This is a genomic window from Neobacillus sp. OS1-32, assembly GCF_030915425.1.
In the GTDB taxonomy this organism is placed as follows: domain Bacteria; phylum Bacillota; class Bacilli; order Bacillales; family Cytobacillaceae; genus Neobacillus; species Neobacillus paridis.
Genome location: NZ_CP133263.1, coordinates 2961054 through 2976174 on the forward strand (window position 1 = coordinate 2961054; position 15121 = coordinate 2976174).

The following is a 15121-nucleotide window of genomic DNA, read 5'->3' on the forward strand; positions in this document are numbered from 1 at the left end:
CAATAAACAGTACATTGCGTTGGTTGTAATCAAAACCTCATAAAAGACCTTCAAACAATAAAAAACAGATTTTATACAATTTCAGATTTAACTAGAGAAATGAATCACTAAATTCCTTCACTTTAAAAAAGTGTTGGTGAAATCATATTTTTTTAAGAAAAGACTTCAAATATGAAATTTCGAAGATACAATGTATTACGGTTGATCAATCATAAATTCAAAAAGAATAAAAAAGGGAACGAAGAGCAATTCAACAGGACGAAAAATAAATTTAGGCATAATCCAAAAAATATTTTTAATAGCAAGAAAAACCCTTCGAATATGAAAATGCGAAGATAAAATATATTATGTGAGACTTAATCAAATATCGTAACCGAACAAGCGAAAACCGCAGACGTTACTTAGTCAATCAATTATTAGTGGGCTAAGTAAATCTACGGTTTCTTTGTTTTCAAACATAAATAACTACGGAGGTTTCTATAAAATGCAAACAACAAAGAAGTATACAACTTGGGATTCATTACCTGATACCCTTACAGCACAACATATTGCTGAGTTTCTCAGTATTTCGAGAAGAAGAGTTTATGAGTTATTTCAAACACAAATAGAACACGGCGGTATCCCTAACTTTTCGATTGGCACATCAAAAAGGGTGGAAAAATCAGACTTTAAACAATGGATTATGAGATTGAAAGAGAAAAGTGAGGTAAATCAATAAAGATGAAAGGTCATTTTACAAAAAGAGGGTGCAAATGCCCTCCTAACAATTGTACTTGTAATAAAAAGTGGTCCTTCGTTATTGACATTGGAAAGGATCCAAAAACAGGAGAACGGAGACAACACACAAAGGGGGGATTTAAAACGAAGCAAGAAGCTGAGGCAGTTGCCGCCTCTTTAATTACTGAAGTAAATCAGGGTACATTCATTAAAGAATCAGATATTTTATTTAAGGAGTGGGCTAATGAATGGTTACCGCTCTATATTGAAAGAATTGCACCGAAACCCGGAACCATTCGTCTAAGAGAATACAACATAAAAAAATTATTACCTTACTTTGTTCATTTAAAACTAAAAAACATCAATGAAGAGATGTATCAATCCGCATTGAATGATTTAAAAGATCAAGGTTTTGCTAGAACTACGATTGAAGGGGTTCATACTACAGCAAAAATGATATTTAAAATGGCTGTTAGTAAAAGAATACTTAAAATAGACCCCACAACAAATGCCTATATAAAAAAAGACGAGCAAATCATTATTGAATCAGATGAGGAAGAATTACCTGTATACTTCGAAAAAGAAGAACTTGCACTGTTCTTAAAAGCTGTTTACGAACATGGACTTTTTATGGATGTCCTTATTTTTATTACGTTATCCTATACGGGTATGCGAGTAGGGGAGCTAGTAGCACTCAAATGGAAGGATATAGATTTTAAAAAATATAGTATCCGTATCACAAAAACGTACTATAATCCAAAAAATAACACTAAAGAATACCTATTAGTTCCACCTAAGACAAAAAAATCCCGACGTAAAATCATGATAGATGACGTTGTTATTGAAGCATTTAGAAAACATAAAGAAGAACAAGAAACGATGATTACTCGATTCGGTAAATTCTACAATGACAATGGCTTTTTGTTTGCTAATCTTAATCGTCATCCGGGCTACCCAGTCTTAATAAAGTTTATTGAGAGTAGAATGGCTAGGATATTAAATAAAGTAGACTTAAATTCAGACCTTACCCCGCACTCTCTACGCCATACGCATACATCACTTCTTGCCGAGGCTAAAGTTGCTTTAGAACAGATTATGGATCGATTAGGACATTCCAATGATCAGATTACGAAAAATGTGTACCTACACGTCACACAAGAAATGAAAAAAGAAGCCTCTCAAAAGTTCGGTGAACTCATGAGAAGCCTCCGTTAATTTCCTTTATGTTAGCAAAATGTTAGCATTTCACTCTCACCTTACTTACAAACCCATTCGTATCAAGGGTTGGAGGCACTTATTACATCATGCCGCCCGTAAGATGAGAGTGTGTAATATCGTTAACGTGAGGTGCAAAAAGTGCGGTAAATCAACGTTTTGGATATTGTTGTCTGTAACATCTTTAACGGGGATTTACCGTTTTTCATGAGATTGCGTTAGCAAAATGTTAACAACTTAAAAAAGTAATTTGACAATTATTTATACGAAGATCCGTTTAAATGTCTTCGTCAGCGAAAAACGTCTCGAACAGCTTTTTTGCCTTGTCAGTATGTTGAAATAAATCCTAATACTCTTCATCCCAATACCCAGTTTGTTCGTTCTTCTCTACAGAAAGTATTTCTTCCACTGTCCAACCCCATGTGTTTCTTCTCTTGTTGAACCTTCTTTTTTTGATATACTCCACCTTGTCACAATTTTCAATCCTGTGTTCCTTAACCAGCTTAGGAGGAATATACACATCATTTACAAAAGCAAATGGATTCACGTCTTCTTTGTCAACATAACCGATTCCGGTTTGAATAAAATTAGATATAAATGTTTCATCCCCCGGTACAATCTCGTAAATTTTAAATAAATTCGTTCTCTTTTTATCTGCTAACATCCTTACTTTCAAAGCTTTATCTTTTTCCCATCTATGAGTCTCTTTAATAGAATCGATGTAGAAATATCCTTCTCTTAGAGTTGAAAGGGAACCACTACCTAAGTATGCAAAATTAATTACACCTTTATCTTTGTTAATATATGTAACAAAAATATTGGTAAAAGGAAGCGTTCGATATAGAATTTCTTCAGCTTTGTCAGCGTATCCCTTTAAAGCCTCTCTACTTTCAGCCGACTTCGATTCAATATACCAATTTTCTTTTTTCCATTCTTCGAGTTGCTGAGATATTTTCCCCCACTTCCTCATTCGAGTAGAAATTAATTCATCCAATTCAAATTTTGCATTTGAAAACATCCTTTTCCTCACAAGAATAGGTATGACCTTTTCCTGCAATCCAACAATCATATCTGGTTTTGACTTACAATGTAATCCTGCACATAAGCAATTGAATTTTTCATCATCATTCACAAGTTCACTAATTAAATCCCAAATCCAAAAATCCTTACTTTTAGTTCTAGCAAATGAGGTAATTGTTTCTAGTGCTTCCTCTTTTCTATTTGCTTTCATCAATAATTTTGCTTTATAATATGGAAGCCATTCAAAGGTAGGATTATTTTGTATTTTAGAATTTAATACATCAATAAATGAATTGATTCTTTGTTCCGTCACCATAGAATTATCCAATGACAACAGTTTTTTGGAATGAAAATTCAGTACATATTCCGCCAAAGGCTTAACTTCAATTTTCTCACCTTTATCATTAGTAAAATTCGACTTTTGAAAATCTCCTTTATCAAACCAATCGAATCCAATAGTATCCATAAATAAAAGATAATTAGTATCGTTTAATTTGCTTAGAAATTCTTTGATCAGTAATCGAGATGCTGAAGCTTCATTATTAACATTAATCCCTCTGTTCTCAATAAATTTGGCTCCATTCCTACAAAACCTCAGTAACTGTGGGAAAACTTTATTTGCAAACAGCTCTCCCTGCATCGCAACTCGTCGAATAGACCACAAGATTGAATTTATTAATGTTTTCTTGAAATCGTTAATAGTAAAATTACTGAAAGGATTGCTTTCAAAAGATAGAACTACATTATCATTAAAAATCGCTAAATTGTTGATATAGTTTTCAATGTTCCCTTCAGACATCTTCAAATAATCATACATAATCCAGCCGAAAGTAATTACTGCATCTTCATCGCCATTATTAACTTGAAGATACGGAAGAATTGCATTGTATGCCTCTTGTAGTTTTCCATTTTTCCTCAGTTGTTTTGCTTCTTCAATTGGGTCCGGGTCCAGTTTCCCACCGTTACTTCGGATTTTCTCAGATAGCTTATTCAACTCAGTTAATATTTTGGTTATTTCAGAATCCTCTTTATTATTAAGTTTTAATTGCTGAACAAAGCCACTTTGATTTATACGATGATATGAGTAGTCTTGCAACAATTTAAATTTCACATAGTATGTGGTGCAAATTCGATACAAATCATCATTATAATTTTTGATTGTATACATTTTTCACACCTCCCTTTAGTCAAGAACATAAACTTCTTTTATCAATCCAACAATTTCTGAGAAAAGCTCCTTACTTCCATCAATGTAACTGAATTTAGAAATCATTCCTTCGCCGTTATACCAAAGTTGTATATCTACATTATTTTTTTGATTGGCAAAACTCAATATCAAATTCCATTCATGATAGTCCAAAACTTTCATTTGAATGTCATAACTTTCTAAGATAGCAGTAAACTCTTCCAAATACGATTTCATAACTCCTATTTCACTCGGAACATCCTTTGAGGTCGGCTTCAATAACCGCAATATAATTTCAAAGTCCTCTCCTTCACCTGACTTCAATCTAGGAATCTTCATTTCTCCTTTTCCATTATAGTCGAAGAACAATTCAATTTTTCGGTCATTCATCTCCATAGTGGCAATCTCTAAATAATTTTTGGGTGCTATATTTGAGATGGTTGCCACACCTGACAGCTGGGTTTCCAAATAGTATTGAAGCTGTTCGGTAGCAGTTTGTTCTCCATTTGAAAGAGATAATATGATACTACCTTTATTTGTTTTTTTTACGGATGATGACTCTCTAAATTCCGTTTTCAAAAATGGAGAGATTGGTTTCCAATTAATTAGTTGTACATTATTTAATCCGCTCGATATTCCAGTATAAATCCATTTGAAATATTCCTTATTCGTTCTACCTCGATTTTCTTCTTGATTTGTATTAAAAAACACCGTTTCAAAAGAATAGGCCATTGCCTTATTTACTGTCATCGCCCAGCCATACTTCACTTTCGATGCATTTAAAATCTTAAAATATTCGCTTGTTGGTACTTTTAATTTTTTCAGCACTCGATCTCTATATTGTTTTTCAAAACGAGTCAACTTCCGTTTGTCTTTAGAGTCCCTGTAAAGTACTTTTCCATCTTTTTTGGTTACAGTATATTGGTCAGGGTGTTGTAACATTTCTTGATATTCCGAACTTCCTTCAAAAGGTTCGTTCTTAAAAATATCATTCTCATAGCTTGATAAAACAATTTGATACGCAATAATCTCATTTTTGTCCAGCTCACTCTTTGTAGCTTTCAAGTAATTATCGAATATAAGAGTTTCAATTATACTTTTATCTTGCAATTTTATTTGGCAGGGAATAAATCGCAATATTACTTTTTCGCCTTTTATTTCAACAACTTTTTCGATTATATTATCATTATCAACACTGATAACTTCGCCAAAATAACCGTTGTCCACTCTTTTAGGTTCAACAAAAGAAAAAGGTTGTTCTATATTATCAAATGGCGAGAAGTCATTTTCCACCAATGTTGGTCCATAAGCTTGAATTGTTGTATTAAAGACAACGTAATCTTTTGCTCCTATTTCTCTACCATTTTTAATTAGATGCTTTTTTATCCAAATATTCACCTGATTTGCTTGTTCATTGGAAAAAACAAGAATTTTACTGCTGCTTGGATTAAAATAAGCTTCCTTTAACACATTAGTTTGGTCATTCTTTTTGCAAAGTGTAATTTCTTCGCTAGAATATATAAATAACTCATTGTATCGGTCTTCCCGTATATTCTTTGCAATCTTATTACATACTTTAATAATTTCAGATTCCCCGTCATTATCTGGCAACTCTGTTTTTCTTATTTCTGAAGGAATACTTTTACTATCAAGAAGTGCTTTCAAGTATTCTGGATTAAGTGCGTTTTCAATTTTCGACCCATAACTAAGCTTATTTTTGTCTCCAATGAAAATAATCTTTCTCTCAGGATTTGACTCCAAATCGATATAATTTAAGACATCATCTAATAAATGCCCTGAACCAAATTGTAGTAAATCTGAATCGAAACTCGTATTAGTAATCAGCTGACTATCATCAATAATATACAAGGCTTTATCTTGATCGTGGATTTCATCATGTCCTTTTATAGGAATATTCCTTTTGTAAAATTCATTTATTATTTCACCCTTGAAATCAAATACCGAATTAAATAGTGAATCCACTTCTTCAAGTTCTGGATTGCTTCTCAGCATCTTCCTTCTCAACCGATTAGAGTACGCAAATACTGGGACATCAGTAAAATTTAAATCGAATGCTAGTTCTCTAATGTTAGGAATTAACGCAGTCTTGTCACTTCTCGTATTACCTGTTAAGGTCATAATTCTGCTATCAGATATTAGAAACTCCCGAATTTGCTGAAGACAATCGCTATTTTTAGTTCTTTCTTCAACTAGCGATTCGTTTAACTCCGGTTCAAATTGAATATCAAACTGGTATTCATCCGCAGCAAACAAAGTCTCTGTAAAAGTTTGTCTTCCGATTTCCGACAAATAATTTATATCCCCGTCAACCATGACATCAATGATGTCCACAATTTTGTTGAGATAGTTATTTGAATCAACAATCGAAAAACTGATTTGGAACTGTCTTGGAATTCGACCTACGACTTCTACTTTATCGTGAAAACATACTACAGTTGATATAGACTTACGTTCAAGATCGTATAAACGATATTTAAGTTCATCAATCAGCTTCATCCGCTGTTGTATGAGTAAAATTAATGTGGGCAAAATTTAACCCCTTCATTTGGTGAGGGATTGTCAGATCGCTCACCAAATGAAGGGGCCACCAAGCGAAAGCGCGGTAGTGTTCTAAGCTAAATACATGAAAAAGAGGGCTACTCCTTGGTAGAATCATAGTCGACCAAACCCAATCCAAAGGAGGAAGCCCTCATGCAAAAGAATAGCACAATATATCCCAATTTAAAACAGATTGAACAATTAGTTTGGAGGCAATTACAGGAAACCTTCTCAGGGGTTATGAAGACTCTTTTAGAGGACATGGACCAACAGATTGCCGAAGAGCGTAATAAAAAGCGTTATCGTCTACTCGATAAGCGTACCACCACGTTAGACAGCCTTTTTGGGGAAATCACGATTGAACGGAACTATTACCGTGATAGAGAGAAAAATGAATATGTCTATCTCCTTGATCGTTATTTGGAATTTGAAGGGGCAGGTACCTTCAGTCCCCTTATTGAGGAAGCCGCTCTAGAGCTTGCCATTACAGGGCCTTCTTACCGAAAGGCCGCAGAATCGCTTGAAACACTTTTAGGTTACCGTGTGATCAGTCACGAAGCTATACGTCAACATCTGTTACAGGTTGCCAGTATTCCAAAAGAGCGTCAGCCTATACACCGCTCAGTGTTATTTGTGGAGGTGGACGGTATATATGTGAAACGTCAGGGAAAAGGAAAAAGAGGAAAGGAAGAAAAAATAGCAGCGGTTCATCAAGGCTGGGAAATTAACGGAAAACGGGTAAGTTTAAAAGATAAACGGCATTTTATTCACCGTGGGAAACAGCCCTTTTGGGAGGCGTTTGAGGACTTTCTCATCGAGAATTTCGAGTATGACCCCACTGTCCACAAACTGGTGATAAACGGTGATGGTGCTAGTTGGATCACAGCCTGCCGTGAGCATTTCAAGGACAGGGCTTTCTTTTCGATTGACCGATTTCACGTGGCACGAGATATTCGCAGCCTGTTCCGTAACCACCCTCGCTATCGCCAAATGCAAAAGGCTCTCGCGTCCTATGACAGTCAGAAACTACTTACAGAATTAAATAGTGCCGTCGGAACTCTTGAAACGAGGGAACAAGAAGAACGGCTGGACCAGTTGCTTCGTCAGCTCGAAAAGTACCCCGAAGCCCTCAGGGATTATCGAGAATGGCTTAAAGAGCAGGGGATTGAGACATCTGGAATGAGACCAATGGGAAGTGCAGAGGGAACAATGAGAGTCTTCGCAAAAAGGCTCAAAAATGGGCGTAGTTGGGTGGAAAAAGGCGTAAGTGCCATGATCACCGGATTGGTGGCATTCCTCGATCATTTAGCTTTGAGAACACTATTCGGGCGAGTGGAAAGATGGACAGAAACCAAGGAAGAAAAGAACCCCCCGAGACATTATGTGGAAAAGGTGAAAAGCACGATTGGTGAAGCTACAAGGGATAATATCCTTTACCTAAAAGGCAAGGCGAATATTCCAGTGTACAAAGCATTAAAAGAGTTGGCCGGTTTTTAAAAAAGACAAATTTTCTATCAAGAGAGCACTCTAAATAAGTGAATCCGCTTTCACTTCTGTGGAGATAAAAAAACTGCCCACAAATACTTGACTCAAACTCCGCTGTTTGCCAAGTTGACTAAATGGATTCGGAGAGCTACCTCCTTTAACAGTTACATCACCATTTAAAGTCCATCTACCGAATCTAAAATTTTCCTCAGATGGTAGTTCTAGTGTCCCACTATAATCTTTAAAATCAATAATAATAATTTGATTTTCAGTAACCAACAAGCAGTCAATTTGCAAATCTTCTCGCGTAATACACTCTGGCATTCCAAGTAAAATACCATCCCAATGTCTTTGCTCAAAAACTTGTGACAATTCTACCGATACTTTTCTAAAAAACTCATTTTCGTACGATTTTGAAGATTTACCCTTGCGAACCTCTAACATATCATTTTACCTCCCCGTACAGTTTTATCTCTCAATATTATATCATTTCAGCTTAAACTCTCGTTCATTACACCTAATCTAAATATAAAAACCCCCGCAAATCCTAGACCCATGAGAGCATTATCCTTTTCTCTTGAAATTACCGAAATCCATACCTCATTGGAATCATGGATAGGTTTAGACATTTCAAGGATAAAATAACGAAAAATGTTTATCTCCACGTAACCTAAGAACTGAAAAAAGAAGCTTTCCAAAAGTTTGCTAAACTCATGAGAAGCCTCCCTTAAAATTAGAATTTTCACATTTTATTAACGACCCTCTTTTATATAACGTATTAATATTAATCTTTTTCAAATGTTTTAATTATATCTTTAACTTCTTTAATATTAATGGATAACCTTTTGGCTATCTCATTTGCTTCAAATCCTTTCAGATAGAGAGCTACAGCACTAGCTGTATTATTCTGAATATTAATAAGGACTTCCTCAAGGCCTGTTTTAGTTCTATTACTTTTATGCATAACACACCCACATTTATATGTTAAATTTCTAAATTCACCGTGAATTGAGCTGCTACTTTACTTTTCATTGCTACAAATAGGTTTGTCGAACACTAAATCAAAGGCTTCTTCAGCATTTTCTCTAATATATCGATTTGAACCTCTTAATCCATGATAAATTACATACCAGTTTGCTTTTTGGAGTTCTTCATCTCTATGTAGATTGATTCCTTCTTCTTTTTTATCAACTAATTTCATACACACTATATAATTATCATGTCTTACATTGCCATTTCTTATATCCCTGATACGCTCTTGCTCGTATAATTCATGAAACAAATGGCTTTTTAAGCGTAAGCGTACATCTGATGCTTGCCCTCTATATATCGCTTTAACGTTTTTTAAATTTTTTATTTTTAAGTTACAAGGATTCTCCACATAACCTTGTTTATAATCTGTCAGTATGACATAAAGGCCTGCTGAGGTACATGGAAACTCATTCAGATCATCAATAGTGTTAATTTTCTTTACAAAAATCTTAGGTGACTTTTCTTTAATTACTCCAAGACGATACTCATCTTTAATACTATTGAAGAAGGGGATGAACAAATCTTTTTTTAATGTTTCTCCCACCTGATTTAAAATATTTTTTGCCTCTATCATTGATATAGGGAAAATAGTATTACTCATTCATTTTACTCCTTAAATATTCCCGTTAACTGAATACAAATAATTTATTTATCTACTAAAAAGCGTTAATCACTTGATCAACGCTCAGTTATACCAAGAACACCCATATATTTAACAACTTATACAAATGTTTTACAGAAAAACAGACGGCACTGCCTACTACCTTAATAGATTAAGTTAACCATTATTTCCAGTGAGTTTCTTTATTAAAGTTAAAATATCAGTTGCTAAGTTTGGAGATTCATAAGTAATTAACAAGTTCTCTTTATAAAATTCATCGTATAACTTTCTTTTTTCTAACCATCGTTCCGAATACTGTTCATTATTCAACATTCCGATATGTTCTAAGAAATAAGTTTTCCCATTTAATTTAATTGTAAAGTCTGGAGACATTTGTTTGCCATTTGGTGCGAATAATGCTTGTTCATATTCATACGGTACATTTTTATTGTATAAAGTGTTTGCAATAATTACTTCTGATTTTGATCGAACCTTATCTCCTTTTTCTGTTGTATAAATTCTTTGTAAATCCCACTTACTCACGCCAAGAAATTGAGCTATTTCTTGATGCAACTCAATAGAATTGTCTGTACGATCAATTGTGTATACGAAATAATCAAGTTGGTCGTATTTAAACTTCTTCTTTTCCTCAATCATTTCATTTATTCGTTGTTCAAAAGGTTTTAGATCATCAACTAACACTTCAACTATCAAACATTTTGCTAAACTTCTTTTAACCGTACATTCTCCTTTTAACAAAGATTCAAAAACTAAATCAGAGAGTTCTTCTGGAGTGTAGTCTGTTTTTTTTAATGTAGTTATAAATGTTTTCGGCTTCGAAGCATCTAATGCTTTTTGGAGATCTGGATTTTTAATATCCTCTAAGATTTTCAATGAATGGATGGCTTTTGCACATATCTTAACTGCTCCAACATCCAGTAAATACGGTAGACATAATTGCAATATATCATCATCGTAATATTCAATATTTTTAAAGCCTTTTTTACCATTCCTAATTTCTTCAAATTTTTCTTCCATTTTCTCATATGATGGGAAACTTTTATTAATAAAGTGTGTTTTCTTAACTTGAATATTCTTGTCCGTATATAAAAGGTATGCATTCGATGCTTCTTTATTACGTGAAGCACGTCCGACCTCTTGATAATACTGTGCAATTGATTCAGGAATCATAAAATGAATAACTAACTTGATATCTGGGATATCGATTCCCATTCCAAACGCATTTGTTGCAAAGATTAAATCAATTTCATTATCTTTATATTTTCGAATTATATCCTGCTTTTCATTACTAGATAAATCTGCGTGGAAATAAACAGATTTAAGTCCTTTTTCTTTTGCTTTCTCTGCAAAATCTTCCACTCCACGTTTGCTATATTTTCTATATACATAAACTAATGTTTTTTCATTTTTATGTTGTTCTAATAAGTTCCAAAAAGTCTCTTCTTTTTCATTCTCATCATTAAAATGCTTACAAATTAAATTAATCTCAGTTCGCATTAGTTGAACATCTTTTATGACATTTTGATCATTAATATAAAAATTCTTTTTTATATCCTCAATTTCTAACACATTCAAAGTTGCAGAAAGCCCTAGAACAACTGGCCATTTATTAAACACTGTATTTAAAAAAGTAGGTATATGAGTATATAAAGGTCTAAAACTCTCGCCCCACTGTGAAATACAATGTATTTCATCAATTACTACTAATTTAATGTCATCCTTACGCTTCTTTAACGCCTTTTCCAACAATCCATCCATTGCTAAACGTTCTGGACTCACAAAGATGAAGCTAGGTGTATAGTCTCCACTATATAATTTGGACAATAATTCTATTTGTTCTTTCTGTTTAACATCTGCGTGTAATTTCAGAACTGATATATTTTGTTCACGCAATTTCTCTACTTGTTCGTCTATTAAAGCGATAAGAGGTGAAACAACTATCGTTATTCCGTTAAGTGCCATACCTGACACCCAATAAATTAACGACTTTCCTCCACCAGTTGGCAAAATAGCCAACGTGTTATTAACACCCAATACATTTTCAATTACTTTCTTTTGTATTTCTTTCAATGTTATTTCTTCTGCCATTTGAGGGAAATATTCTTTAAACACTTCTTCTACCTGCATTAAACCCATTCCTCTCGAATGTTTCTAGTTAATTCAGCAATTTCTCCTTCATGACATTTTGCTACAAATTTTAAAAAGTCATTAACAAATACATAACGATATTTTTCCGAAAAATTAACGCCTAATTCAATATACTTTTCTAACAATAAGCGATAAATTAAATAACTGTATATCCCAAATAATTGGTATGGATAGTAGAAATTTTGTTGAGTGATAACTTTATCAGTTAAAATCATTAAAAATTCAGAGTCCTGCTCGCAACCGAAATCCTTCTTATCGGTTAAATACCATAATGCCCAAATAGCTTCTCTTGACCGATGCGGAAAATACTCAGGTAATAATTTATGTGCTATATAACTTTTAATACCCCCACCTATTACTCCATCCACTCCATAGCCTGTTGTATCAAACGTCGATTGTTCCAATAGGTCATCTTCTATTAAATCTTCTATTTCATAATCACCATTGTAATCATATCCATCCCACTTTTCAGGATATTCATTAACATAAGTTGCAATGTTAGTCATTACTTCTAACAAATAATTTGCATTACAAATATTAAATTTTATTTTAAACTGATCTAAACTTTTGTCTTTACTATTCAATGTTTTTCTAATCATGGAGCAATCTCTTTTTAAATCATTCTTAAAGCCTGCAGGGTCTTCGGCATATTCTTCCAAAGTATCTAAATCAAATAATTCCTCATACTCTTCCACATCTTTATCAAATTCTTTAATAGCATTGTTTTTGATAGCTTCAAGATTTTGTTGGATTTTAGATTTGTCTATCGAAACCTTAATATTACTATTAACCTTCATTTTTTCTTTAAGAGATTCAATTGCCTCATTAGTGACTACTATTCCGCCTCGTGACAAAATATATTTATCAAAATAACTCACAAAATTCTTTTCTATTTCTTCAAAAACTTTCTTGATATGGTGAGCTTCATAACAAAAATCATCCAAATCTAAATTATAATCACGCATTCAATTCCCCTCCTTGTAAATCGAAACACTACCTATATTTTACCAAAAAACAATGAATAAAGTGTCCTATTTCAATTTTCTTAGTTAGACATACTAAAAGAAAACTAGCATTTAAAATTTAAATTAAGAACTTTAAGTCTGGCAGTATGAACCTACTTAAAGAATGAAAAGTCAAGATTGAAATGAAAGGGATTAATAGAGAAAAGGGAATGGGGGAGGGGAGGTCAGTTAAAAAAGCTTCTCTGTGGAGAACGGACCTATTTTATAAAATGGAATTAATTCATAAATACCAACCGAGAACAAAAGTTCAAAGTATTTTTCACATCAAAAAAAGCGAGGCTGCTGCCTTCGCTCTTATTCATGGGTTGAGGAATATACTATTCTTTTTTGATAAATGTTGGACAATTTCTTGGTATCGTAAAAGAAGTAAACTCTTTACCCATACCTTCTTCTGGCTGGTTAATGATAGCTTCTCTTAAACTTGGATTGCTAATACCAATAGGCATAGCACTATCTCCCTCATATATTGCATTAAGATTGTCTATGTATTGACCCTTTGTCTTTCCGCAACTACACTTTTTCATTTTTAAGTCTAGGCTAAAAATATCATTACACTCTAGACATAGTAATAGTTTCATTTAATCACCTATTATTAGCATTTATAAAAATATATATTGGCACTACATTTTGAATTTATCATAAAGTCAGTGTCATTTAATGCACTTTTTATCAGGTCTTTTTTAAAAGGTAAATGAAGTGTAGGAACCTCTGCCATAGAATCACGAAAGGCAGGTAGTTTACCCCATAAGGTCTTGATCTCATCCTTAATAGTATTTGTTTTACAATTAATAATATCACCTTTGTTTTTGTATTCAGGATAAACAACAATAACAGGTAATCCCTTCGTGCCTATTCCATAGTTTATTTCTTCACGCAATGCTCTACTATTTTTTGTAACCGAACTTAAAAACAATATTATGTTTTTTGAATTATTCAGTCTTTCACGCAAGCGCGGTTTTAGTGTCTTTTCCCAATCACTTCCGTCCCTCACATTATAGGTTTTATTATGTGAGTCATTAAAGGGAAAACTACTATCTGCCGCTTTCCATGCTCTTAACAAGTTATAAGATACAAAATCTCTTGTGGCCGATGCCCCTAGATTACTTTCACTAAAAGGTTCGCTAACATAAAATGCTGAATAATTACCATTCCTATATGCCATTTTTTTCAAACTCCTTTAATTTATAAAAATTAATTTTTTTATGATGGGATTCATGAAGAAGGATAGTAACTTTAGAAGGTTCTCTAAATTTAACTTTACTAATTTTAAAAGTCCAAAGCATAACTTCTAGTAATTGATGAGGTGTAGCAGTAAAATCCTTATGTCTTGTGATACCAGAACCTAGCAATGGAACAACGACCTCTTGTTGTGCGTAGAGACTATTTACTTCATTCCAAAAATTGATTAAGCAATTAGCATATTCATGCAGTTTTAAATTAGCTTCATTTTCATCATTGAACTTTGAAAATGCTACAAGAAAGAAATCCATATCTTTATACACAGAACCTAAACGGTAACGCGTTCTTTTTCCCCTAAAGGACGTTCTACATTTTCTTCAACTATTCTTAACTGCATTCGTGGGTCTTGAACGATCCTATTATCTAAATCTGATACATCAGAATAAAATTTGCTTATATACTGTCCATTTAAAGATGACCTAGATATTATTTTGTCATCTACTTTAGTATCAAAAAATTCATTAAAAGCTATTACCTTATAGATATTTCGAGGATAAGCGAAAATATCGCCCTTTTTAATTTCAATTTCAGATCCATCGATATCTAATTTGATTTCCTTTAATCGATAACTTTTAAATAAATTGAACAACATATAAATAATACTTATAATTACTAATCCAACTAAAATAATAAGTTTGTTGAAACCTTTATCGAATTCAATAAAAGTAAGCAATGTTGTTGCTATTCCAAACAACGCACCCGGAATTACCCATGAATTCTTCCAAAAATCCTTATCTTTAACAATCTCTTTTAATTTCCACATAGCATTCTCCTTCCTTATATCTTCAATTGTTTCTGTCAATAATATAACTAAGTTGTTAATGCAACTTGTATGTGTCAGACAGGGAAGAGATGCACAAGCATCTCTTCTTT

Annotated in this window: 14 protein-coding genes; 3 read left to right on the forward strand and 11 right to left on the reverse strand. The window is 33.2% G+C overall.

From position 1 onward, the window contains the following. Window positions 1–484 precede the first annotated feature (484 nt). Window positions 485–718, forward strand: a complete 234-nt coding sequence (locus RCG24_RS14660) for a helix-turn-helix domain-containing protein (RefSeq protein WP_308077361.1) — start codon at window positions 485–487, stop codon at window positions 716–718. A gap of 2 nt (window positions 719–720) precedes the next feature. Continuing rightward, entirely contained in the window at window positions 721–1932 is a 1212-nt protein-coding gene (locus RCG24_RS14665; protein WP_308077362.1) for a site-specific integrase, read from the forward strand. Window positions 1933–2278: 346 nt separating this feature from the next. On the opposite strand, the gene RCG24_RS14670 is transcribed toward RCG24_RS14665, so the two are convergent. Together RCG24_RS14670 and RCG24_RS14675 are read right to left on the reverse strand one after the other, a co-directional pair. Further along, the gene (locus RCG24_RS14670) at window positions 2279–4120 is read right to left on the reverse strand and encodes a DUF7017 domain-containing protein (protein WP_308077363.1); all 1842 of its coding nucleotides are present in this window, start codon (window positions 4118–4120) and stop codon (window positions 2279–2281) included. 15 nt (window positions 4121–4135) lie between these two features. Next, window positions 4136–6655, reverse strand: coding sequence for a hypothetical protein (locus tag RCG24_RS14675; protein WP_308077364.1), 2520 nt, complete (start codon window positions 6653–6655; stop codon window positions 4136–4138). Window positions 6656–6850: 195 nt separating this feature from the next. Here RCG24_RS14675 and RCG24_RS14680 point away from each other — a divergent pair, with 195 nt between their 5' ends. Beyond that, the gene (locus tag RCG24_RS14680) at window positions 6851–8194 is read left to right on the forward strand and encodes an ISLre2 family transposase (RefSeq protein ID WP_308077365.1); all 1344 of its coding nucleotides are present in this window, start codon (window positions 6851–6853) and stop codon (window positions 8192–8194) included. A 30-nt stretch (window positions 8195–8224) separates the two neighbouring features. Here the strand turns inward: RCG24_RS14680 and RCG24_RS14685 are convergent, their stop codons facing one another. From RCG24_RS14685 to RCG24_RS14725, 9 genes are all read right to left on the reverse strand, one after another. Beyond that, window positions 8225–8626, reverse strand: a complete 402-nt coding sequence (locus RCG24_RS14685; RefSeq protein ID WP_308077366.1) for a nuclease-related domain-containing protein — start codon at window positions 8624–8626, stop codon at window positions 8225–8227. Between the two features lie 340 nt (window positions 8627–8966). Beyond that, entirely contained in the window at window positions 8967–9146 is a 180-nt protein-coding gene (locus tag RCG24_RS14690) for a hypothetical protein (protein WP_308077367.1), read from the reverse strand. Window positions 9147–9203: 57 nt separating this feature from the next. After that, window positions 9204–9815 (reverse strand): hypothetical protein, encoded by a 612-nt coding sequence (locus RCG24_RS14695; protein ID WP_308077368.1) that lies wholly within the window; start codon window positions 9813–9815, stop codon window positions 9204–9206. A gap of 177 nt (window positions 9816–9992) precedes the next feature. After that, window positions 9993–11963 (reverse strand): RecQ family ATP-dependent DNA helicase, encoded by a 1971-nt coding sequence (locus RCG24_RS14700; RefSeq protein WP_308077369.1) that lies wholly within the window; start codon window positions 11961–11963, stop codon window positions 9993–9995. Continuing rightward, window positions 11963–12949, reverse strand: a complete 987-nt coding sequence (locus RCG24_RS14705; RefSeq protein WP_308077370.1) for a hypothetical protein — start codon at window positions 12947–12949, stop codon at window positions 11963–11965. The genes RCG24_RS14700 and RCG24_RS14705 overlap by 1 nt, the downstream gene beginning before the upstream one ends. A 377-nt stretch (window positions 12950–13326) precedes the next feature. Further along, a complete protein-coding gene (locus RCG24_RS14710) occupies window positions 13327–13455 on the reverse strand; it encodes a hypothetical protein (protein ID WP_308077371.1) in 129 nt (42 codons plus the stop codon). 146 nt (window positions 13456–13601) lie between these two features. Beyond that, complete coding sequence (locus RCG24_RS14715) at window positions 13602–14171, reverse strand: TIR domain-containing protein (protein ID WP_308077372.1); 570 nt, start codon at window positions 14169–14171, stop codon at window positions 13602–13604. Then, complete coding sequence (locus RCG24_RS14720; protein WP_308077373.1) at window positions 14161–14511, reverse strand: macro domain-containing protein; 351 nt, start codon at window positions 14509–14511, stop codon at window positions 14161–14163. Before RCG24_RS14720 ends, RCG24_RS14715 begins: the two co-directional genes overlap by 11 nt. 5 nt (window positions 14512–14516) lie before the next feature. Then, entirely contained in the window at window positions 14517–15050 is a 534-nt protein-coding gene (locus RCG24_RS14725) for a macro domain-containing protein (RefSeq protein WP_308077374.1), read from the reverse strand. Window positions 15051–15121: the final 71 nt, after the last annotated feature.